The sequence below is a fragment of the Streptomyces durmitorensis genome (assembly GCF_023498005.1).
In the GTDB taxonomy this organism is placed as follows: Bacteria; Actinomycetota; Actinomycetes; order Streptomycetales; family Streptomycetaceae; genus Streptomyces; species Streptomyces durmitorensis.
Map to the genome: position 1 here is coordinate 4,769,730 of NZ_CP097289.1, position 21,819 is coordinate 4,791,548.

The 21,819-nt window shown below is 69.1% G+C and carries 17 protein-coding genes and 1 tRNA gene; 8 read left to right on the forward strand and 10 right to left on the reverse strand.

The window, feature by feature from the left end; all coding sequences use genetic code 11:
* Window positions 1-55: 55 nt before the first annotated feature.
* The 3 genes from M4V62_RS21375 to M4V62_RS21385 form a co-directional block, all read right to left on the reverse strand.
* The gene (locus M4V62_RS21375) at window positions 56-685 is read right to left on the reverse strand and encodes a TetR/AcrR family transcriptional regulator (protein WP_249588859.1); all 630 of its coding nucleotides are present in this window, start codon (window positions 683-685) and stop codon (window positions 56-58) included.
* 193 nt (window positions 686-878) lie between these two features.
* Window positions 879-1,178 (reverse strand): SHOCT domain-containing protein, encoded by a 300-nt coding sequence (locus tag M4V62_RS21380; RefSeq protein WP_249588860.1) that lies wholly within the window; start codon window positions 1,176-1,178, stop codon window positions 879-881.
* A 73-nt stretch (window positions 1,179-1,251) separates the two neighbouring features.
* Window positions 1,252-1,689, reverse strand: a complete 438-nt coding sequence (locus tag M4V62_RS21385) for a DUF6325 family protein (RefSeq protein ID WP_249588861.1) — start codon at window positions 1,687-1,689, stop codon at window positions 1,252-1,254.
* A 68-nt stretch (window positions 1,690-1,757) separates the two neighbouring features.
* Here M4V62_RS21385 and M4V62_RS21390 point away from each other — a divergent pair, with 68 nt between their 5' ends.
* Together M4V62_RS21390 and M4V62_RS21395 are read left to right on the forward strand one after the other, a co-directional pair.
* Window positions 1,758-2,027 carry a hypothetical protein gene (locus M4V62_RS21390; RefSeq protein ID WP_249588862.1) on the forward strand — a complete coding sequence of 90 codons (270 nt, stop codon included), beginning with the start codon at window positions 1,758-1,760 and terminating at the stop codon, window positions 2,025-2,027.
* Window positions 2,014-3,237, forward strand: coding sequence for a glycosyltransferase family 2 protein (locus M4V62_RS21395; RefSeq protein WP_249588863.1), 1,224 nt, complete (start codon window positions 2,014-2,016; stop codon window positions 3,235-3,237). Before M4V62_RS21390 ends, M4V62_RS21395 begins: the two co-directional genes overlap by 14 nt.
* Window positions 3,238-3,258: 21 nt before the next feature.
* Here the strand turns inward: M4V62_RS21395 and M4V62_RS21400 are convergent, their stop codons facing one another.
* The 3 genes from M4V62_RS21400 to M4V62_RS21410 all read right to left on the reverse strand — a co-directional run bounded on the left by M4V62_RS21400 (window position 3,259) and on the right by M4V62_RS21410 (window position 10,229).
* Window positions 3,259-4,473 carry a cation:proton antiporter gene (locus tag M4V62_RS21400; protein ID WP_249588864.1) on the reverse strand — a complete coding sequence of 405 codons (1,215 nt, stop codon included), beginning with the start codon at window positions 4,471-4,473 and terminating at the stop codon, window positions 3,259-3,261.
* A 189-nt stretch (window positions 4,474-4,662) separates the two neighbouring features.
* Entirely contained in the window at window positions 4,663-9,759 is a 5,097-nt protein-coding gene (locus tag M4V62_RS21405) for a DUF5979 domain-containing protein (protein WP_249588865.1), read from the reverse strand.
* A gap of 383 nt (window positions 9,760-10,142) precedes the next feature.
* Window positions 10,143-10,229: transfer RNA gene (locus M4V62_RS21410), tRNA-Leu, on the reverse strand.
* 385 nt (window positions 10,230-10,614) lie between these two features.
* Here M4V62_RS21410 and M4V62_RS21415 point away from each other — a divergent pair.
* From M4V62_RS21415 to pknB, 6 genes are all read left to right on the forward strand, one after another.
* On the forward strand, window positions 10,615-11,523 hold the full coding sequence (locus tag M4V62_RS21415; RefSeq protein WP_249588866.1) for an FHA domain-containing protein: 909 nt from the start codon (window positions 10,615-10,617) through the stop codon (window positions 11,521-11,523).
* Between the two features lie 10 nt (window positions 11,524-11,533).
* Window positions 11,534-12,058: an FHA domain-containing protein FhaB/FipA gene (locus tag M4V62_RS21420; protein WP_190083032.1), complete on the forward strand. Its 525-nt coding sequence runs from the start codon at window positions 11,534-11,536 to the stop codon at window positions 12,056-12,058.
* Window positions 12,059-12,189: 131 nt separating this feature from the next.
* On the forward strand, window positions 12,190-13,740 hold the full coding sequence (locus M4V62_RS21425; RefSeq protein ID WP_425575106.1) for a Stp1/IreP family PP2C-type Ser/Thr phosphatase: 1,551 nt from the start codon (window positions 12,190-12,192) through the stop codon (window positions 13,738-13,740).
* 26 nt (window positions 13,741-13,766) lie between these two features.
* Complete coding sequence (locus M4V62_RS21430) at window positions 13,767-15,191, forward strand: FtsW/RodA/SpoVE family cell cycle protein (protein ID WP_249588868.1); 1,425 nt, start codon at window positions 13,767-13,769, stop codon at window positions 15,189-15,191.
* Window positions 15,188-16,645 carry a peptidoglycan D,D-transpeptidase FtsI family protein gene (locus M4V62_RS21435; protein ID WP_249588869.1) on the forward strand — a complete coding sequence of 486 codons (1,458 nt, stop codon included), beginning with the start codon at window positions 15,188-15,190 and terminating at the stop codon, window positions 16,643-16,645. The genes M4V62_RS21430 and M4V62_RS21435 overlap by 4 nt, the downstream gene beginning before the upstream one ends.
* Window positions 16,646-16,813: 168 nt before the next feature.
* The gene (pknB, locus tag M4V62_RS21440) at window positions 16,814-18,826 is read left to right on the forward strand and encodes a Stk1 family PASTA domain-containing Ser/Thr kinase (RefSeq protein WP_249588870.1); all 2,013 of its coding nucleotides are present in this window, start codon (window positions 16,814-16,816) and stop codon (window positions 18,824-18,826) included.
* A 127-nt stretch (window positions 18,827-18,953) separates the two neighbouring features.
* Here pknB and M4V62_RS21445 read toward each other — a convergent pair whose 3' ends face one another.
* From M4V62_RS21445 to M4V62_RS21460, 4 genes are read right to left on the reverse strand one after another with little or no spacing between them, the layout of a single operon-like run.
* A complete protein-coding gene (locus M4V62_RS21445) occupies window positions 18,954-19,697 on the reverse strand; it encodes a class E sortase (protein WP_249588871.1) in 744 nt (247 codons plus the stop codon).
* A gap of 24 nt (window positions 19,698-19,721) precedes the next feature.
* On the reverse strand, window positions 19,722-20,984 hold the full coding sequence (locus tag M4V62_RS21450; protein WP_249588872.1) for a class E sortase: 1,263 nt from the start codon (window positions 20,982-20,984) through the stop codon (window positions 19,722-19,724).
* Complete coding sequence (locus M4V62_RS21455; protein WP_249588873.1) at window positions 20,981-21,634, reverse strand: aminodeoxychorismate/anthranilate synthase component II; 654 nt, start codon at window positions 21,632-21,634, stop codon at window positions 20,981-20,983. The genes M4V62_RS21450 and M4V62_RS21455 overlap by 4 nt, the downstream gene beginning before the upstream one ends.
* Window positions 21,631-21,819 (reverse strand): hypothetical protein, encoded by a 189-nt coding sequence (locus tag M4V62_RS21460; protein ID WP_249593234.1) that lies wholly within the window; start codon window positions 21,817-21,819, stop codon window positions 21,631-21,633. The genes M4V62_RS21455 and M4V62_RS21460 overlap by 4 nt, the downstream gene beginning before the upstream one ends.

A 21,819-nucleotide genomic window follows, 5' to 3' on the forward strand; every position in this document is an offset into this window, starting at 1 on the left:
GTGCCGGGGCGGGTGCCGGGCCGCGTCAGTCGGGCGGGGCGGGTGCCGGGCCGCGTCAGTCGGCCAGGGCCGGGGCCGGGGCCAGGGCCGCGCCCGCGCAGCGCAGCGCCGTGGCGGTGAGTTCGGCGAGGAGCTCGCCGGTGGCGTTCTCGTCCGGGGTGCCCAGCGGGTCGACGAGGACCTCGCCGATCGCTCCGGTGAGCGCGGCCGCGGTGATCTCGCCGTTCTGGGCGGGCAGCAGCCCCGCCGCCATGCCCTCGTGCACCACTTCGGCGAACAGCGCGCGGTAGCGGCGGCGGAAGTCGAGGCGCTCGGCGCCGACCGCGGGTTCGGCGGGGGCGGCGAGCAGGGCGTAGGCGAGGCCGCGGTTCTCCAGGGCTCGGCGGGCGAAGACCTGCACGCCCTGGCTGAGGCGTTCGACGGGGTCGCCCGGCCCGTGCAGCACTTCGCCGAGTACGTCCACCTCGCGTCCGGCGGCCCGCCGGAACACCTCGACTGCGAGCGCCGCCTTGGACGGGAAGTGCTGGTAGACGGAGCCTGCCGCGATGCCTGCCGAGTCGGCCACCGCGGTCACGGACGCCTGTGACCAGCCCACTTCGGCTACGACGACGGTGGCGCAGGCGACGAGACGCTCCCGGGCGGCTTCGAGCCGGCGCATTTCGGCAGGGGTCTTGCGGTAGGCCATAGAAGAAGTGAACCACTATTCAGAGCTTCACGCCACGATCGGTAGCCGCTCCAGCCGATCGCCCCGTTGCCCCCGTTGCCCCGTTGCCCCGTTGCCCCGTCGCCCCGTTGTCCCATCACCCAACCGCCGCAAGACCGCCCCCCCCTCAGCCCTCTCAGGAGCCCTCTCAGGAGCCCTCTCGGGGACCGCCCCCTCAGGAGTTGAGGACCCGCGCCTTCTCCGCGGCGAACTCCTCGTCCGTCAGGAGCCCTTGAGCCTTGAGATCGGCGAGTGCGGTGAGCTGGGAGACGCGATCCGTGGCCGGAGCCTGGGGCGCCACCGGCATGGGGGCGGGCGGCGCCTGCTGCTGGGCCTGAGCGTCCATCTGCCGGTGCATGTCCCGCTCGGCCATGCCGCGGTTGACACGGTTGGAGACCGCGGATGCGGTGCCCGAGATCACCGCGGTGCGCGCGATGGTGCCCAGCAGGCCGGGCCGTCCGAATCGTTGCGGCATGAGTGCCGTCCTCCCTGCTCGTGAGGTGGGTCGTGGTGGGTCGTGGCGGGTCGTGGTGGGTCGTGGCGGGTCGTCAGTTGTCGAGTGCGGCGACGGCCTCGACGACGGCTTCTCTGGGGATGCGCTCGAACAGCAGGATCTCGCCCCGCGATTCCCTGACCGCGCCCGCAAGCCGGGCGGCCCAGGTGTTCTCCCAGGCCACGACCACCGCCGACGACTCCGGGGCGAGGCCTTCGGCGACGGCTCGCAGATCCTCGTCGCTGAGCAGGTCGAACTGGATGTCGGCGACCGCCTGGAACGCCTCGGCCACCTCCGGGTCGGCGAGTTCGACGAGGTCCACCGTGCCGTCGCCCGCCTTCCTCACGAAGGTCATGTCGAGGATGCGTACGGTCCCGTCCTTCTGAAGCGCTTGCAGGGCGGGCACGATCTCGCCGTTGAACCGGTTGCCTTCGAAGGCGACCACGGCGACGTCCACCGGGCCGACGGTGTCGGCGTTGAGGCCACTACGCACGAGTCCACCTTCCAGAATGGGGCAAACAAGACAATTACGAGCATAGGGTGGCACCTGGAGGTGCGCCCATGGACGACGGCACGGATGCACGACGGGATCGCCCCGCCGTCAGTTTCGAGCCCACCCGCCCCGCCTCCGGAGCACGCAGGGCGGTCGCCTTTCTGCTGGGCGCCCTCGTCTGGATCGCGGCGGCCGTGATCGGGGTCGTACTCCTCGGCCACACCTACATCCTGCGCCGCCTCCTGCTCGTCACAGTGATCTCCTGGGTCGTCTTCGGGGCGGCCCTGGCCTGCGGCATCGCACTGAGGCACCGAGAGGAGCGCCGTGCACGCCCTTGACCTCCTCCTCGTCTTCCTCGCGTTCTATCCCGTGGTGACGGGCGCCGCGTGGATGGTGGGCGGAGTCCTCTTCCGGGTCCTGGAAGAGCGGCCCCGCCTCGTGACCCCGCCCGGCGGCTGGCCGGGAGTGACCGTCCTCGTACCGGCCTACAACGAGGAGCAAGTGATCTCCCGCTGCGTCGAGGCGCTGCGGCAGGTGGACTACCCAGAGCTGGAAATCCTGATCCTCAACGACGGGTCCAAGGACGGGACCGTCGCCGCGGCCCGCGCGGCCGCGGGTGACGACGCCCGCTGCACCGTGCTCGACGACGGCGTCAACCTCGGCAAGGCGGACCGGCTCAACGACGGCATGCGCCGCGCCCGCCACGAACTGGTCCTCGTCACCGACGCGGACACCCATCTGCACCCCGAGGCGGTGCGCCACCTCGTCGCCCGCATGACGCGCTCCCCGCGCTACGCGGCCATCGCCGGGAGCCCGCGCGTGACCAACCGGGGCAGCGTGATCACCACGATGCAGATGCTGGAGACGGCCTCGCTGATCGGTCTCATGCGGCGCACCCACGCGCTGGCGGGACGGGTGGGGACCGTCGCGGGCGTACTCGGCCTCTTCCGCCGTGACGCCGTCCTGGCGGTCGGCGGCTACGACGCGCAGATGGCCACCGAGGACATCGAACTCACCTGGCGGCTCCTGGAGGCCGGGCACCTCACCGGCTTCGAGCCCGACGCCCTCGTCGGGATGGAGGTCCCGCAGACCGTCCGCGGCATCTGGGCGCAGCGCACCCGCTGGGCACGCGGGCAGGGCGAGGTCCTGCGCACCCACGGCCGCCGGGTCTTCAGCCCCCGGCACATGGCCCTGTGGCCGATCGCCCTGGAAGCCCTGCTGTCCTACGTGTGGGTGCTGACGATGCTGATCGCCACCGTGTACGGCGTCGTCCACTGGATCCGCTTCCCGGGGGACACCAAGTTCCAGTGGATGCTGGCCTGGGGCGTGGGCATCGCGGTCATCGCCATGCTGCAGATCGCCGTCGCCACAGCGGTCGAACTCCGCCTCGACCCGAAGCTCCCCTACGCGTGCCTGCTGCTCCCGCTCTACCCCCTGGCCTACTGGACGATCAACGCCCTCGCCGCGATCTCCGCCCAGACCCAGGGGCTCGTACGCGGCCCGCGCGCGAAGAGAGTGGTCTGGGACCTGCCCCGCAGCTCCCCCTGATCACGTCACCACGTCACCACGTCACCACGTCTCCGTCTCGGCGGCATCCCGCCGCTGAGGCCCCGCCCCGCTCTCCTTGGCCCGCATCCGCAGACCGAGCAGCGGAAAGACGAGTACGGAGACCATGGCGGCCCCGACCAGCGCGGCGGCCTCGCCCTTCCCCAGTACTTCCTCGTCGAGCCCGATCGTGGTGATGGCGACGACCAGGGGCAGACATGTGGCGGAGTACACCGTCAGCGCCCTGCGGCTGAGCGGGGAGAGGTCGCGTGGCGCGAGCGCGTACGCGGGCAGTCCCCGCACGACGAGGAACAGGAGCAGGAACACCGGCAGCAGCACGAGGGGGCGCCCGCCGTCGAGGAGCGAGGCGAGGTCGAACTCGATGCCGGTCACGATGAAGAACAGCGGTACGAGGAAACCGAAGCCCATCGCCTCGATCTTGCCCAGCACCTCCTCGCCGACCTCCGGCTCCGTGCCCTGGAGCACGAGCCGGGTGAGCAGTCCGGCGGCGAAGGCGCCCAGGAGCACGTCGAGCCCGAACGCCTCCGACAGGGCCAGCATCGCGACCAGCAGCAGCATGACGAAGCGGACCGCGAACTGGCCGCTCGTGTGCAGCGTGGACCGGATGATCCGGCTGAACCAGGGCGGACGCGGACGCATCGCCCAGTACACGGCCCCGGCGGTGATGGCGGCGAAGACGGCGAGGACGACCGTCGACACCCCTGGATCACGGCCGCTGAGCAGGACGGAGATGGCGATGATGGGCCCGAACTCACCGACCGCGCCGAACGCCATCATCACCGTGCCGAAGCGGCCCTGCAGGTCGCCGCTGTCGCGCAGGATGGGCAGCACCGTGCCCAGCGCCGTACTGGTGAGGGCGGTGCCGATGATCACGCTGCGGGGGAAGTCGAGGCCGGTCAGGGCCAGCGCGATCGCGAGCCCCGCCACCAGCGAGATCACCCAGGCCCAGACGGAACGGCGCAGGGTGTCGCCGCGGATCGCGGCGAACTGGATCTCGTAGCCCGCGAGGAAGATGAGCATGGACAGGCCGAGGTCGGACAGAACGTCGATGACCTCGTCCGAGTGGGCCCAGCCCAGCACGTCGGGGCCGATGAGGATGCCGAGCACGATCTCGAAGATGACCAGGGGAACACGGACCCGGCGCGCGAGACCGTGGGCCAGCAGAGGCGCCAGTACCGCGACGGCCATGATGAGGATCAGCGTCCCCGGATGATCCATGACGGCGTCCCCCTGACGTGCGGTGCGGCGCGTTCGTGATGCTCCGACGATCGGGGAGGCGGACCGCCGCGGCACGTGAGAGCGGCCCATGCGGGTGACGCCTGCCGACCGCTCGGCAGCACACGTGCCGCGGCCCCGGGAGAGGTGACTCCTCCGGGGCCGCGGCACGTTCGGTGCGGTCGGTCCTGCTCAGCCGGTGCGCCGCCGCGCGACCATCCGGGCGAGCAGGCCACCGGCGAGGGCCAGCGCGGCGAGCAGACTGCCGATGACCGTCCAGTCCGTGGATCCGGTGTCGGCCAGGTGCCCGTCGTCGGGGTCCGGGCTCGGAGTCGGGTCGGGATCCGGCGTCTCGTCGAAGGTGTTGGTGACGTCGACCGACGCCGACCCGTCGACGACGACCTCGCCGTCGTCGCCCCCGTCGGAGGCCTCGTACGTGACCGTGTCACCGCCCGGCACATCCGTCTCCGTCACGGTGCACTCGGCGCCGTCCGGAACGCTGATCTCGCGGCTCTCGCCGTCTTCGAGCTCGAAGGCGCTGTCCTCGGGTGCGAGCGGTACGTCGCCCTGCTCCGTGGTGCAGGCGAGGGCGAACTCGTAGGGGCCCGCACCGCCGTTCTCCACATGCTTGGTGACCTTCACGACGCCGGCGGGGAAGGTGTTCGTGACGGTGATGACCGCGCCGTCACCGTCGCCTTCACCGCTGCCGTCGGCCGTGATCACGGCCGGGTCGTCGGCCGAACCGTGGTCGACGACCGCCTTTGCGGCACCGCCGGTGTCGACCTCCTGGGCCCAGCACCGGGTGTTCACGGGCAGCGGCTTGATGGTGACCGGTTCGTCGGCGCCCACCTCGTACGTCTTGTGGAGCACGAGGTCGCTCGCGCCGCCCGAGGCGTTCGGCAGGGCGCAGGAGACCTCGACCTCGAAGGTGCGGCCGTCCGCGTAGGACGCGGCGTCCCCGTCGAGCGTCTTGATCAGCTTCAGGGCGCCGAACCGGAAGGTGTTGGTGATCCGGGCGCTCTGCACGGAGGCCTTCCCCATGCCCGGCTCGATGGTGACCTCGACCGGATCACCGGCGGGGTGGTCGGGACTGCCGCCCCGGGCCGAGGTCTCCCACACCTCGCACTCCGCACCCGCGGGCAGCCCCTCGATGGTCACGGGCTTGTCCGCGGAGACCTTGTAGTCCTTGTCGAGGACGGTGCGCTGCGGCCGTCCCTGCGGGTCGATGACGCAGGTGACGTGATAGGTGAACGGCACCTTCTTCAGGGCCCCGTCCAGCTGGTCGGGGTGCTCGCCGATCCGCTTCACCAGCTTCAGGTCGCCGTAGGCGAGGGCGACACCGACCTGGATCGGCTCGTTGGCCTGGAGCACGCGCGGGGAGCCCGCGCGGTCGGTGGTCTCGTTGTGGGCGTAGGAGTTCCAGGCGATGGTCGGGTCACCGTTCTCGGTGACGTCGAGCGGGGTGTCCATGGCGTACGTGATGTTGACGGTGCCGCCCGGCGCGAGCGGCGTCGGGAAGGCGAGATCCATTCGGGCGCCCACGGCCCGCGCGCTGTACGCGTCGTCCCAGGTGCTCGCCGGGCACTGGGAGGCGCTGGATCCCGCGCCGCCCATGTCCAGGTCGTCGGTGCACAGCGGTTCGTCGTTCTCGTAGCTGACGGCCATCGTGCCAGGACCGGTCAGCTGAGGCCGCGAGGCGAGGGTGGGGCGCTTGTCCCAGGCGGTGCCGCGGCTCTGGTCGAGGATGACGCCCTTGTCGCCCTGGACGGGGAAGCGGTCGGCGATGCGCATGTTGGTTCCGGCCTCGGTGCCGGAGTTCTGGATGCGCATCAGGTAGTGGTAGCGGTCACCGGGATTCACCAGGGCGATGCACGGGTTGGCCGTGTACTGGCGGCCGGTGGAGTCGGTGGTGGACAGGCACGCGTCGTCGCCGACGTCGACGACCTTGCGGGTGCGGGTGTTGTACCAGCCGAGGCTGTCGTTGCCGGACACCCACTTGCGGGCGGTGAACGCGGCACCGGATTTGGCGGTCAGCGTCGCGTCGGCCACGCAGTACCGGCCGTCACCGAAGCCGCCGTCGTCCTGCGTGGTGCCGTCGCAGGTCATGTCGGGGTCGGACGAAGTGGCGCCCATGGTGTTGGTGACCACGTCACCGGCGTTGATGCCGGCCTCAAGCCGTACGTGGATCTCGATGGTCAGCGTGGCGCCGGGCGCGAGGACCCATGCCTTGCCGTCGTCGTCCTCGGAGAAGTCCCAGGTGAGGTCCGAGACGCGACCCCCGCTCGTGGTCTCGTCGAATTCCGGAGTAGGCACCGCCGGAGTACCTTCGGGCACCTTCGTGTTGATGATCTTGTACGGCTGTCCGCCGTCCCCGTCGAAGGTGTCGACGAAGGCGATGCCCGGCGGCAGCGCGTCCTTGACGACCAGGTTCGGGATGTTCGCGGTGCCGGTGTTGGTGACCTTCAGGTAGAAGGGCGCGTCCTCGCCCGGCGCGAGCACGGTGTTCGGCGTCTTGCCCACCGAGAGCACCGGGTCGCCCTTGACCAGGTTCAAGGTGGCGTCGACGGGGTCGATGTCCTTGGGCTTGTCCTCGTCCTCCACCTTGGTGAGGAAGCTGCCGCTCGCCGTGTCCTCCAGGTGGCTGGGCACCGGTTCGCCGTTGCTGCGCAGGGACGGGCGGGGGCTGACGGTGAAGACCAGCTTCCCGTCGCAGCTCGACTCGGTGCACGGGGTGATCGTGTAGCCGTCGTTGAAGCCGCTCGTGGACGAGTAGGTGGCGCGCAGGCCGGTGACGTCGGCGGCGGCCACACCCGAGGGCAGCGCGGCGGAGGCGGACGGCGTGCCGTTCACCCAGGCCCCGTCCACGTAGGCGTCGATGCGTACGCGGTCGGCGCCCTTCGGCATCTGGTTGGACTTGATGGACACGAAGTCGACGGCGTCGAAGAAGTCGCTGTCCTGGTCGGTCACCTGGAGGTACTTGGCCGACATGTTGCCGGTGTTGCGCACTGTGAGGGTGGCGTCCGCCTGCTGCCGGGGCAGGCCGGGCACGTACTCGGGCAGCTCGCCGGGGCTGATCGACTTGTTCAAGGACGCCGAGTCGTCGGCGGGGCCCGTCGTCATGCCGGGGGAGCAGACGTTGTCGCCCGCTTCGTAGTCGCCGCCCGCCGAGATCGAGTAGCAGTTGCTGAACGTCTCGCCGTTCTCGACGCCCTCGCGCCGCTCGGTGACGACGTCGACGGTGAAGCTGGACTGGGGCGGCAGATTGCCGTCGTAGGAGGCGCGCACGCCCTTGGCGCGCAGCAGCAGGGCGGTGTCGGACTCGTCGTAGGGGACCCATGCGCCGTCACCGCCGTCCGCGGCCGGGTCCCACAGCTCGATGGTGACCGGCGCGGAGGACGGCGAGACGGTCACGGAGTCGATCTGGAGCACGTCGAAGGGGCTCTCCCCCGTCGGCTTGCCGTCAGGACCGGCGGGCGGGTCGGTGAGGACCGGGTCGATCAGCGGCTTGTTGCCGTTGTTGGTGACCTTGAGGTGCATGGGGATGGGCTGGCCGGGCGGCACGTTCGTCTGGTCGACGGTCTTCTCGCCCGAGCCCGAGGTGTGGGGCGATTCGACGGGCAGGTTCATGCAGGCGGTGCCGGACGCTGTGCCGCTGCCGTCGGTGCGGCCCGCGTCACCCTCGAAACCGGCGCAGTTGGAGACGCCGGGGCTCGACCCCGATGGCAGGTCTTCCGCGGTGACCTCGTCGGTGAGGGTGCCGTGCAGGTCGAGGCCCGCGTCGGCGCCCTCCTCGATGGTGGGCTCGCCGTCCGCGTCCACGCCGGTGTACGTCACCTGGACCTTGGTGACGGTGGTTCCGTCCTTGGCGACGTCGACGGTCGTGTTCTCCGTGTACGTCTTCGTGGTGCTGGTCCCGTCGGCGTAGGTGACGGTCAGCTTCGCCTCGGTCGCCCCTTCGGGGAAGCGCAGTCGCACCTTGTCGATGTCGATCTTGTCGAACTCGTTGGTCGCGTTCGCGTCCGGCTCGGTGATCGTGATCGACTTCACCGGGAAAGGCGAGTTGTTCTTGACGTCGACCACCGTGCTGACCGGCGAGTTCTCCCCGACCACGGCGTGCTCACCGGTCTCCTGGCTGAAGTCGCCGTCGGTGTCCGGGAAGAATTTCTTGGTCCCGTTGAGCACGAGGATGTCCGGCAGGATGTCGTACGTGTCGCACGCCTGCGCCCCGTTCACCGTGCCGTCCGTCTTCTCGTCGGCGGACGGGGTGGCGCAGTTGTCGACGGTGATCTTGTCCGTGGGCCGCAGCGGCGAACCGTCCGAACGCTTGGTGTCACGCAGCTCCAGGCCGACCTCGACGGTGCCGCCGGTCGCGTCGTAGGGCAGTGGGTCGCCGTCGCTGTCGCTGAAGACGACCTCGAATCCGACCACGTCCTGCGCGTCCACCCCGGCGGGCAAAGGCAGTTGGCCGGGCGCGGAGATGTTCCGGCCGGTGCGCGTGGAGCCGTCCGCCAGGGTGACCACCAGGTGCGCCTGGTCGGCACCCTCCGGGAAGCGGGTCACAGAGGCGGAGGTGAAGTCGAAGTACTCGAAGGTCTCCTCGCTGGTGTCGGACACCGACAGCTCGGTGACCTCGGCCGACGAGGAGGAGTTGTTGCGCACCCCGAGGGTGACGGTGGACTTCTCGCCGCTGCCGGCGACCGCCGAACCGTCCTCCCAGGTCTTGGTCGCCACCGGCTTGACCACGCGAGGGATGGACACGGTGACGTCGGTGTCGTCCTTCTTCGGGTCGGCGTTGTCGGCGGACACCCTGGCGGTGTTCGTGACGGTGGCCCCGTCCTTGAGCTGCGTGTCGGCGGGCAGCCGCATCCCGACCTCCACGGTGCCGGCCTGGCCCGCCCGCAGGCCGGTCTCGCCCGCCGGGTTCTGCAGGGTCTGCTTGTAGACGATCGTCAGCTTCCGCGTGGACTCGTCGTAGGTGACGTCCCGCGTGGTGGTGCTCTGCGGCAGGCTGGTCACCTCCAGCCCTGCCGGGAGCGTGTCCGTGACGGTGAAGTCCACACAGTCGACCGTCAGCCCCGAGCACTGGCCGTTGAGCGTGTAGATGAAATCGTCCCCCGGCTCCAGCGGATCACCGCCGGTGTCGTTGGTCTTGGTGATCCCGACCGAGCTCTGCGGGTCGTCGGGGGCCGCCGCGAGCGGCACCGCGGCCGCCTGGGGGGCGAAGAGCAGGCTGAGCGCGGTCGCGATCCCCACGACGAGTCGGGCGAGCGGTGGCCGACATCTGCGCATGAACCAGTCCTCGTCTGAGCCGTCGACGGCTCACCGCGGGGGTGCTCCGCGGGTTCGCCTTCGACTGAGTCGTCAGTGATCACCCGGGACGCTAAGGGGTGCGTTGATCACACAAGACGGGCCACACCGCATAAGTGATGATCAGTCAGCTAATTAGATCGTTCGGGGGAGCACGGGAACGCCGGTGCCCGGCTCCACGCCCGTCACGACCTCGACCCGTATGGCACGCTCATGACAATCACGAGCTCACAGAGCGGGACACCGGCAAGTGAGATAGCTCACCGCAAGATCCTTACCCGCGTCGCCCTCCGGGCCACAGCCGCCCAGGAAACGAGAAACGGGCCTCCACCAGGACTTTCATCCTGGTGGAGGCCCGCTCCACATGGTGCGCGAGGGGGGAGTTGAACCCCCACGCCCTTTCGGGCACTGGAACCTGAATCCAGCGCGTCTGCCTATTCCGCCACCCGCGCATGGGTGTTGTCTTGGGTCTCTCACTGCTTGGTGCGAGCGCCTTCCGACATCCAGAAGATTAGCACGGTGCCGGGGGTGGATTCACATCCGTATTCGGGGGCACCTGCCCTGATGATCCGAAGAGAACAGGGCCGGGCCGACCGAGTTGAGCCGTACCCGGCGAAGCTCCGGGGCCGGGTGCGGGACACTGGTTTGAGGCCCCCTCTACGATCCCTGGTAGAGGAGCCTGAGAGGAGCCGGAAGGATCCCGGAACCCCGGTGCGGGCATGCCTTGTGAGAGGCGACACTCATCGACTGGGCGGACAGGGGGAACCAGCCGATTTCCCTGCGCGTGGATACGATCAGTAAGCAGTACCAGGATGACTACGACGGAGGAGGTGCCCCATGGGAGTCATGAAGAAGTTCGAGCAGCGACTCGAAGGTCTCGTCAACGGCACCTTCGCCAAGGTGTTCAAGTCCGAGGTCCAGCCCGTCGAGATCGCCGGCGCCCTGCAGCGCGAGTGCGACAACAACGCGACGATCTGGAACCGCGAGCGGACGGTCGTCCCCAATGACTTCATCGTGGAGCTCAGCGCGCCCGACTTCGAGCGCCTGAGCCCCTACTCGGGACAGCTCGGCGACGAGCTGTCCGGGATGGTGCGCGAGTACGCCAAGCAGCAGCGGTACAGCTTCATGGGCCCCATCAAGGTCCACCTGGAGAAAGCCGAGGACCTCGACACGGGTCTGTACCGAGTGCGCAGCCGCACGCTCGCGTCCAGCACCTCGCAGAGCCCCGAGCGCGCTCCTGCCGGACCCTCCGGGAACCCTTCCGCGGGCCCCACGAACGCCGGCCACAGCCCCGCCAGGCCGCCCGCGGGCGGCGCCGGCGGTGGCTACGGCTACCCGCAGCCCCCTCAGCCCTCCAGCGCTCCCCCCATGCCCGCCGCGCCGCCCCCAGGCGGTCGCCCCGGCGGGGCCGCTCCGGCACCGAGCCGCCCCCAGGGGCCCGGCGCCGGGCCTCTTCCGGGTGCGCAGGTACGGCGCTGGATCGAGATCAACGGCAATCGCCATCAGATCTCCCGCCCGACGCTGGTGCTGGGTCGCAGCACCGACGCCGATGTGCGGATCGACGACCCCGGCGTATCGCGCCGGCACTGTGAGATCCGGACCGGAACGCCCTCGACGATCCAGGATCTCGGGTCTACCAACGGCATCGTGGTAGACGGGCAGCACACCACCCGCGCTACGCTCCGCGACGGCTCGCGGATCGTCGTGGGCCAAACCACCATCGTTTACCGGCAAGCCGAAGGGTGAAGCGGGGGCAATGTCAGAGCTGACCCTGACGGTCATGCGGCTGGGTTTCCTAGCCGTTCTGTGGCTGTTCGTGATCGTGGCCGTCCAGGTCATCCGTAGCGACCTGTTCGGAACACGCGTCACACAGCGCGGCTCACGCCGTGAGAACGCACGTCCGCAGCAGGCCGCCCGCCAGCAACAGCAGGCGGCCGCACCACCTCCCCAGCGCCAGCAGCAGGGCGGCGGGCGGCAGCGCCGTGGCGCCCCCAGCAAGCTGGTCGTATCCGAAGGGATCCTCGCGGGCACGACGGTCGCCCTGCAGGGTCAGACGATCTCGCTGGGCCGAGCGCACGATTCGACGATCGTGCTGGACGACGACTACGCGTCCAGCAGGCATGCCAGGATCTACCCGGACCGTGACGGCCAGTGGATCGTCGAGGATCTCGGGTCCACCAACGGCACGTATCTCGACCGGACCCGACTCACCACCCCGACGCCCGTTCCGCTGGGCGCGCCGATCCGCATCGGCAAGACCGTCATCGAGCTGCGGAAGTAGTACTACGTCATGACAGAGCGCGAGCGGAGCGAGCGAGCCGAAACGGCTGTCCACACACTGGACGCCAGCGCGCTCCCGACCGGAGGGTGGGCACCGTGCGGATGTACCCGGAGCCGACGGGCGAGGTGCGCATGAGTCTGTCTTTGCGCTTCGCCGCCGGATCGCACAAAGGCATGATCCGGGAGGGGAACGAGGACTCCGGCTATGCCGGTCCGCGTCTCCTCGCGATCGCCGACGGCATGGGGGGCCAGGCCGCGGGTGAGGTGGCGAGCTCCGAGGTGATCTCGACGCTCGTCACCCTCGACGACGACGTACCGGGATCGGACATCCTCACGTCGCTCGGCACCGCCGTGCAGCGCGCCAACGACCAACTGCGCCTGATGGTCGAGGAGGACCCCCAGCTCGAGGGCATGGGGACGACGCTGACCGCCCTGCTGTGGACGGGCCAGCGCCTTGGCCTCGTACACGTCGGCGACTCACGCGCCTACCTCCTTCGGGACGGCGTCCTCACGCAGATCACCCAGGACCACACCTGGGTGCAGCGCCTGGTCGACGAGGGCCGGATCACCGAGGAGGAAGCCACCACCCACCCGCAGCGCTCCTTGCTGATGCGCGCGCTGGGCAGTGGTGAGCACGTCGAACCGGACCTCTCCATCCGTGAGGTCCGCGCCGGCGACCGCTATCTGATCTGCTCGGACGGCCTGTCCGGCGTCGTCTCCCATCAGACGATGGAAGACACCCTCGCGAGCTACCAAGGCCCCCAGGAGACCGTGCAGGAGCTCATCCAGCTCGCGCTGCGCGGCGGCGGCCCCGACAACATCACGGTGATCGTCGCCGACGTCCTGGACATCGACAGCGGCGACACCCTGGCCGGCCAGCTCTCCGACACCCCCGTGGTCGTCGGCGCGGTCGCCGAGAACCAGCTCCAGGCGCAGGACGACGACGGCGCCATGCAGACCCCCGCGGGCCGTGCGTCGGGCCTCGGCCGTCCCGTGCCCCCGCAGCCCTCCGGAGGCGGCTTCGGGCCGCCCGGAAGCGGTGACACGGCGAGCTACGCCCCCGAGGGGAGCTTCGGCGCGTACAGCGACGAGGACTTCGTGAAGCCCCGCGGCGGCCGCAAGTGGCTCAAGAGATCGCTCTACACCGTGCTCGCCCTGGCGGTCATCGGCGGCGGCCTGTACGGCGGCTACCGCTGGACCCAGACCCAGTACTACGTCGGCACGAACGACGAGAACGTCGCCCTGTACCGCGGCATCGACCAGGACCTGGCGTGGGTCAGCCTGTCGAAGGTCGAGGAGAACTACCCCAAGATCGAACTCAAGTACCTCCCGCCGTACCAGCGCAAGCAGGTCGAGGGGACCATCCCCGAGGGCAATCTCGACGACGCCAGGAGCAAGATCGAGGAGCTTGGCCTGCAGGCATCCGCCTGCGAGAAGGACGCCGAGCGCCGCGAGGCGGAGCGCGAGAACGCCAAGCCCGGTGAGGGCGAGGCGGGCGGCACGACCGGTCTGGCCGCCAAGGCCCCCACGGACGATCCGACCGACCCGGCGGAAACGAACGACAAGAACGACAAGAACAGCACCACCGACAAGAACAAGTCCAAGACCGCACCGACTCCCACACCCGGCCCCAGCCTCTCCGAGGAAGAGGAGAAGCTGGTCCCGCTGTGCGGTAAGCAGTAAGCAGCCGTTGGGGGCCTTTGCACGCCATGAGCAGTAGCACTACACACACGTCGACCATCGGCGCGATCGGAGCGCCGAGCAGGCGCAACACCGAGCTCGCGCTCCTCGCGTTCGCCGTCGTCATCCCGCTGTTCGCCTACATCAACGTAGGCCTCGCGATCGACGGCGAACTGCCCACAGGCATGCTCGGGTACGGCTGCGGGCTCGGACTGCTCGCCGGTGTCTCCCACATCGTGGTGCGCAAGTTCGCGCCGTACGCCGACCCTCTGCTGCTGCCCCTGGCGACGCTGCTCAACGGGCTCGGTCTCGTCGTCATCTGGCGGCTCGACCAGTCGAAGCGGCTTCAACAGCTGCCCAACTTCAGCGCTGCCGCACCGAACCAGCTGATGTACTCGGCGATCGGTATCGCCCTGTTCGTCGGCGTTCTGCTCCTGCTCAAGGACCACCGCGTCCTGCAGCGCTACACGTACATCTCGATGGTCGGCGCCATCATCCTGCTGCTGCTGCCCCTGGTCCCCGGCCTCGGCATGAACGTGTTCGGCGCCAAGATCTGGATCCGCGTCGGCGGTTTCTCCATCCAGCCCGGTGAGTTCGCGAAGATCGTCATCGCGATCTTCTTCGCGGGCTATCTCATGGTGAAGCGCGACGCCCTGGCCCTGGCCAGCCGCCGCTTCATGGGCCTGTACCTGCCGCGTGGCCGTGACCTGGGCCCCATCGTCGTCATCTGGATCATCTCGATCCTGATCCTGGTCTTCGAGACGGACCTCGGTACCTCGCTGCTGTTCTTCGGCATGTTCGTCGTCATGCTGTACGTCGCCACGGAGCGCACCAGCTGGATCGTGTTCGGTCTGCTGATGTCCGCGGTCGGCGCGGTCGGCGTCGCCTCCTTCGAGCCGCACGTCAAGCAGCGCGTCGACGCGTGGCTCGACCCCATGCGCGAGTACACGCTGAGCCAAGAAGGCGTGGTCGGCCACTCCGAGCAGGCGATGCAGGCCCTGTGGGCCTTCGGCTCCGGCGGCACGCTGGGCACCGGCCTCGGCCAGGGCAACTCCGACCTCATCAAGTTCGCCGCCAACTCGGACTTCATCCTCGCCACCTTCGGCGAAGAGCTGGGTCTCGCCGGAATCATGGCGATCCTGCTGATCTACGGTCTGATCGTGGAGCGCGGCGTCCGAACCGCCCTCGCCGCGCGTGACCCGTTCGGCAAGCTCCTCGCGATCGGCCTGTCCGGCGCCTTCGCCATCCAGGTCTTCGTGGTCGCCGGCGGCGTCATGAGTCTGATCCCGTTGACGGGTATGACCATGCCGTTCCTCGCTTATGGCGGTTCATCGGTGATCGCCAACTGGGCGCTGATCGGAATCCTCATCCGCATCAGCGACACCGCGCGCCGCCCGGCGCCGGCTCCCGCGCCCAACCCTGACGCCGAGATGACCCAGGTGGTCCGACCGTGAACAAGCCCCTGCGCCGGATCGCGATTTTCTGCGGGCTCCTCATCCTCGCCCTGATCGTCCGGGACAACTGGCTTCAGTACGTCCAGGCCGACACCCTCGCCAAGGACGAGAAGAACCGCCGCGTGACCATCGAGCGGTATGCCACGCCACGCGGCGACATCATCGTGGACGGCAAGCCGGTCACGGGCTCCAAGGAGACGAGCGGCGGCAACGACCTCAAGTACCAGCGGACGTACACGAACGGCTCCATGTGGTCCCCGGTCACCGGCTTCGCGTCGCAGAGCGTCGGCGCGACACAGTTGGAGTCCATCGAGGACGGCATCCTGACCGGCAACGACGACCGTCTCTTCTTCCGCCGCAGCCTCGACATGCTGACCGGTGAGAAGAAGGAAGGCGGCAACGTCGTCACGACGCTCAACTCCGCCGCACAGAAGGCCGCGTACAACGGCCTCAAGGGCCGCGGCAAGGGTGCGGTCGCCGCGATCGACCCGTCCACGGGCGCGATCCTGGCGCTGGCCTCCGCACCGTCGTACGACCCCTCCACCTTCGCCGGAGCCGACGGGGACGTCTTCCAGAAGCTGGACAAGAACAAGAACAAGCCGATGCTCAACCGCGCCCTGCGCGAGACGTACCCGCCCGGCTCCACCTTCAAGGCGGTCACCGCCGCGGCGGCCCTGGAGCACGGTCTGTACGACGACATCGACTCGCCCACCAAGTCGCCGCTGCCCTGGACGATGCCCGACACCCAGACGCCGCTGCCGAACGAGGGCAACATCCCCTGCAAGAACGCCTCTCTGCGTGAGGCGCTGCGGGTGTCCTGCAACACCGTGTTCGGCAAGATCGGCTCGGACCTCGGCAAGGACAAGATGCTCGAGACGGCCGAGAAGTTCGGCTTCAACGAAGAGCAGTTCGTGCCGGTCCGCTCGAACGCCTCCGTCTTCCCCGAGAAGATGGACAGGCCGCAGACCGCGCTCTCCTCCATCGGCCAGTTCGAGACGGCCGCGACGCCGCTGCAGATGGCCATGGTCGCCTCGGCCATCGCCAACGACGGCAAGCTGATGGAGCCGTACATGGTCAGCGAGCTGCAGGCGCCGAACCTGGACGTGATCGAGAAGCACGCGCCCAAGGAGATGAGCCAGCCGCTCTCCGAGGAGAACGCGCAGAAGCTCCAGGACATGATGCAGACGGTCATCAACGAAGGCACCGGCACGAACGCCAAGATCCCCGGCGTCACCGTCGGCGGCAAGACCGGTACGGCCCAGCACGGCATCGACAACAGCGAGAACCCCTACGCCTGGTTCATCAGCTACGCCAAGACCGACTCCGGTTCGCCGGTGGCCGTCGCCGTGGTCGTCGAGGACAGCAAGGCAAGCCGCGACGACATCTCCGGTGGCGGTCTGGCCGCCCCCATCGCCAAGAGCGTGATGCAGGCGGTGCTCGACAGCAAGAAGTGACCCCTGTCACGGCCTCTTCACATCAGTGCACGTTGCGATACCGGTCCTGTATCGGGTGACGGTCGCGGCCGGGTCACGTAAGGCGAGCCGGGTACGGTATGCCCGGACAGCACACCGCCGGACCACACAAGGGTGCGGTCGGGACTGACGGAGAGGGCTGGATTAGCTATGGAAGAGCCGCGTCGCCTCGGCGGGCGGTATGAGCTGGGCCAGGTGCTCGGCCGAGGCGGGATGGCGGAGGTTTACCTCGCGCACGACACCCGCCTCGGACGCACCGTGGCGGTGAAGACGCTGCGGGTCGATCTCGCGCGTGATCCGTCGTTCCAGGCCCGGTTCCGCCGTGAGGCCCAGTCGGCCGCTTCGCTCAACCATCCTGCGATCGTCGCGGTCTACGACACCGGCGAGGACTACGTCGACAACATCTCCATCCCGTACATCGTGATGGAGTACGTCGACGGCTCCACGCTGCGTGAGCTGCTGCACTCCGGGCGCAAGCTGCTGCCCGAGCGCGCCATGGAGATGACCATCGGCATCCTCCAGGCCCTGGAGTACTCCCACCGCAACGGCATCGTCCACCGCGACATCAAGCCCGCGAACGTCATGCTGACGCGCAACGGCCAGGTCAAGGTCATGGACTTCGGCATCGCCCGCGCCATGGGCGACTCCGGGATGACGATGACGCAGACGGCGGCGGTCATCGGCACCGCGCAGTACCTCTCGCCGGAGCAGGCCAAGGGCGAGCAGGTGGACGCGCGAAGCGACCTCTACTCGACGGGCTGCCTGCTCTACGAGCTGCTCACGGTCCGCCCGCCCTTCGTGGGCGACTCCCCGGTCGCGGTGGCCTACCAGCACGTCCGTGAGGAGCCCCAGGCCCCGAGCGTCTTCGACGGCGAGATCACGCCGGAGATGGACGCCATCGTCCTGAAGGCCCTCACCAAGGACCCGGACTACCGCTACCAGTCGGCCGACGAGATGCGCGCCGACATCGAGGCCTGCCTCGACGGCCAGCCCGTCCAGGCGACCGCCGCCATGGGCGCGGTCGGCTACGGCGGGACCGACGGCTATGGAGCCGACCAGCAGACGGCGATGCTGCGCCCGCAGAACGGTGGCGGCCAGACGTCGATGATGCCGCCGGTCGGCGGCCCTGACGACGGCTACGACGACCACTCACGCCGCCGCCAGAAGAAGAGCAGCACGTCTACGGTGCTGCTCGTGCTGGCGGGCCTGCTGGTCCTGGTGGGCGCGATCCTGATCGGGAAGTGGGCGTTCACCGGGGGCGGTGGCGGCGACGACTCGCTCAAGGCACCGAATTTCGTCGGCGAGAAGCTCGCGGACGCCAAGCAGTCGGCGGAGAACGTGGACCTCGTCCTCGACCCCTCCGAGCGCAAGCCGTGCGAAAAGTTCCCGAAGGGCGAGATCTGCTCCCAGGACCCGGGCGCGAACGCGACGGTCAGCAAGGGCGACACGATCAGCGTGACGGTTTCCACGGGGGCGCCGAAGGTGGCGGTGCCGAGCGTCATCGGCCTGGACATCGACGAAGCCACGGAAAAGCTCGAAGCTTCCAAGTACCAGTTCAAGGTCGAGCCCAAGCAGGTGGAGTCCCCCGAGACCGAGGGCGAGGTCCTCGAGCAGGACCCGACCTCCGGCACCGAGGTGCAAAAGGGCAGCACCATCACCCTTGATGTCGCCAAGGAGGCCGCCAAGGCCACGGTCCCGGACGTCACCGGCAAGACCTGTGAAGAGGCCAAAGCTCAGCTGAAGACCAACGACCTCGTCGGTACGTGCGAGGAAGAAGAGAGCGACACCGTCGAGGCCGGCAAGGTCATCTCGCAGAGCCTCGCCCCGCAGACCGAGGCCGACCCCGGTTCCACGGTCACGCTGAAGGTCGCCAAGAAGGCCGAGCAGGCCACCGTTCCGGCCCTCACCGGCCAGAAGCTCAAGGACGCCCGCAAGGCCATCGAGGACGCCGGTCTGACGGTCGGCACCATCACGGGCCCGCAGGACGACGACGCCCTCGTCGTCCTCTCGGACCCGCCCGCCAGCCAGCAGGTCGCACCCGACACCGCGATCAACCTGACCACGGCAGGCGGCAACCAGGGCGACAACGGCGGCGGCAACGGCGGGGGCGACGGAGGCGGCTTCCTCGGAGGCAGCGACGGGTTCTCCCGCAACGAGGACTAACTAGACCCGCCGCAGTAGTACACCGCTGCACACCGCAGCGCACGAGAGGAGCCCCGGACACCGCCGAGCAGGCGGCGTCCGGGGCTCCTTCCGTGTGGGGTGCCGGATTCAGCGTGTGGTGCCGGACTCAGTCCAGCTCCGCCGGCGGCGTCCGCTTGTTGTCGACCTTCTCGACCCGCTCCAGCTCGCCCCACACCACGTAGCGGTAGTTGGAGGTGTAGACCGGCGTGCACGTCGTCAGCGTGATGTAGCGGCCCGGCTTCTTCGCGCCCGATTCCTTCGGGATCGGGTCCAGGGCCTTCACGTTGTACTTCGACGTCTCGGGCAGCGTCGAGTACACCTTGTACACGTACCACTTGTCCCGGGACTCGAAGACGATCGCGTCGCCCTTCTTGATCTTGTCGATCTTGTGGAACTTCGCGCCGTGCCCGTCGCGGTGCGCGGCCAGCGTGAAGTTGCCTTCCTTGTCCTGCGGGAGCGCCGATTTGATCGGGTCCTCGTAGTAGCCCGCGACCCCGTGGTTGAGCACCTTGCTGCTGGTGCCCTTCCTGACCAGGACCTCGCCGTTGCCCATGGCGGGGACGTGGAGGAAGCCGATGCCGTCCTTGGTGTCCAGGTTCCCCGGGCCGCCCGCCCAGCGGTCACGCACCTGGTCGCCCTGCTTGTGCGCCTCGCGGTCCGCGACGACGTTGGTCCACCACAGGGAGTAGACGACGAAGAGACCGAGCACCAGGCCCGCGGTGATGAGGAGTTCACCGAAGACGCTGACCGCCGTGGCGATCGGTCCGCGTCCCCGTGGCCTCGGTGCGCGCGCAGGCGCGGGCGCGGGCGCCTCGGCCTTGTCCTCGTCGTGGTCGGTCGTGGCTGCCACTCGATGTGCCCCGTTCTCACCGTTCTATTGGACGAGCGCGCTCGGCTTGCCCTTGCTGCGCGGGCGCTCCTCGACCATCTTGCCCCAGACGATCATTCGATACTTACTCGTGAATTCCGGGGTACAGGTGGTCAGTGTGATGTACCGGCCCGCTTTGGTGAAGCCCGACCCCGGCGGGACCGGTCCGATCACCGAGGTGTTGCTGGGCTGGGTCTGCGGCAGGATGCTCGCCATCTTGTAGACGAAGTACTTGTCCTGCGTCTCCACGATGATGGGGTCGCCCGGTTCGAGCTGATTGATGTACCGGAACGGTTCGCCGTGGGTGTTGCGGTGGCCCGCGACCGCGAAGTTGCCCTTCTTGGCGTCCGGCATGGGCGTCTTGGTGCTGCCCTCGTTGTAGTGGCCGACCATGCCGCGGTCCAGGACCTTCGACTTGTCGATGCCCTCGGCGATCGGCACGACCACGTCGAGGCGAGGGATGTGCAGGAGCGCGAAGCCCTGGCCCGGCTCGAAGGCGCCCGGCTTGCCCTTGCCGTTCGCCCACCTCTCCTGGAGGTCGCTTGCGGCGCCGTTGGCCTGCTGGTGGGCGCGGATGTTCGTCCACCACAGCTGGTACGTCACGAAGAGAAGCATCAGGACGCCGACGGTGATGAACACCTCGCCGAGCCCTCGGCTGATCACCGTGCCCGCGGAGGGCTTAAGGGCACGCTCGGCGCGACGGGCCTCCACGCGGGAGAGGGGGGCCGCGGACGCTGCCGTGGAGGGCTGCTGAGGGGCACCCTTCTTGGCGGCCTTGCGGCGGGCGGCCCGGCCTCCCGTGGGGCGTTCCGGCTCGGTCTCGGGCTCGAACTCGGACTCGGGCTCGGGCTCGGGCTCGGCTATTCGGCGGGTGTCGGCGGTCCGCAGGCCCACGGTCTCGTCGTCGACCGGCGGTTGGGGGACCTCGGGTATCGGAGGGGCGTACGCGCCGTACAGCTCCTCGTACGTCGGCTCCCGCACCCCGTACCAGTCGCGGGCGTACCCCTCGGGGTCGTACCACTCCTGCTCCTGAGGCTGCTCCGGGAGCGGAGCGGCCTGCGGCTCCGGCTCCGGCTCCGCGGGCCCGCTGCGGAACCACGGCGACGGATGCTGGCCCGGCAGCGGGTCCGTCAGCGGATCGGCGAGGTGGTCGACGGCCGCCTCGAACGCCCCGGGCTGCTCGAATGCCCCTGGATCCCCGTACGACGCGTACTGATCGTCGCCGTACGGAACTCCGGAGGAATCGCGCTCGGGGCGCAACGCGGTCACGCCGTGGCCCTGCCCACCACCGGGGCAAGACCACTCGATCGACCAATGGCTCCCGTGTCGCCGCACTCCACGAGCCAGTTGGCGAGCATGCGGTGGCCGTGCTCGGTGAGGACGGACTCGGGGTGGAACTGCACGCCCTCGACCGGCAGTTCACGGTGGCGCAGGCCCATGATGATGCCGTCCTCCGTCCGCGCGGTCACCTCGAGCTCGGCCGGAACCGTGGCCGGCTCGGCGGCGAGCGAGTGATAGCGCGTGGCGATGAACGGCGACGGCAGCCCTGCGAAGACACCCTTGCCCTCGTGCACCACCGCGGAGGTCTTGCCGTGCAGCAACTCCGGCGCACGGTCCACCACTCCGCCGTACGCCACCGCCATCGACTGCATGCCGAGGCAGACGCCGAACACGGGCACACCGGTGCCGGCGCAGTGCCGCACCATGTCGACGCAGACACCCGCCTGCTCGGGCGTACCGGGGCCGGGCGACAGCAGGACACCGTCGAAGCCGTCCTGCGCGTGGCGCAGCTCGACCTCGTCGTTGCGCAGAACCTCGCACTCGGCACCCAGCTGGTAGAGGTACTGGACGAGGTTGAAGACGAAGCTGTCGTAGTTGTCGACCACGAGGATGCGGGTCGGGCGTCCGTCGGTACTCACTGGCCGTCCACCGTCACATCGTTGAAGGGCAGCAGCGGCTCGGCCCAGGGGAAGACGTACTGGAAGAGCACGTAGACCACAGCGAAGACGAGCACCAGCGAAAGCAGTGCCCTTACCCATGCGTTTCCCGGCAGATGCCGCCAGATCCAGCCGTACATGCCGTCCCTTCCGTAGCCGTACGGCAC

Excerpts from the sequence above, each read along its gene's own strand:
- M4V62_RS21375 (WP_249588859.1), bottom strand. The coding sequence starts at position 685 with ATGGCCTACCGCAAGACCCCTGCCGAAATGCGCCGGCTCGAAGCCGCC.
- M4V62_RS21425 (WP_425575106.1), top strand. The coding sequence starts at position 12,190 with ATGAGTCTGTCTTTGCGCTTCGCCGCCGGATCGCACAAAGGCATGATC.
- M4V62_RS21390 (WP_249588862.1), top strand. The coding sequence starts at position 1,758 with ATGGACGACGGCACGGATGCACGACGGGATCGCCCCGCCGTCAGTTTC.
- M4V62_RS21420 (WP_190083032.1), top strand. The coding sequence starts at position 11,534 with ATGTCAGAGCTGACCCTGACGGTCATGCGGCTGGGTTTCCTAGCCGTT.
- M4V62_RS21405 (WP_249588865.1), bottom strand. The coding sequence starts at position 9,759 with ATGCGCAGATGTCGGCCACCGCTCGCCCGACTCGTCGTGGGGATCGCG.
- M4V62_RS21415 (WP_249588866.1), top strand. The coding sequence starts at position 10,615 with ATGGGAGTCATGAAGAAGTTCGAGCAGCGACTCGAAGGTCTCGTCAAC.
- M4V62_RS21430 (WP_249588868.1), top strand. The coding sequence starts at position 13,767 with ATGAGCAGTAGCACTACACACACGTCGACCATCGGCGCGATCGGAGCG.
- pknB (WP_249588870.1), top strand. The coding sequence starts at position 16,814 with ATGGAAGAGCCGCGTCGCCTCGGCGGGCGGTATGAGCTGGGCCAGGTG.
- M4V62_RS21380 (WP_249588860.1), bottom strand. The coding sequence starts at position 1,178 with ATGCCGCAACGATTCGGACGGCCCGGCCTGCTGGGCACCATCGCGCGC.
- M4V62_RS21400 (WP_249588864.1), bottom strand. The coding sequence starts at position 4,473 with ATGGATCATCCGGGGACGCTGATCCTCATCATGGCCGTCGCGGTACTG.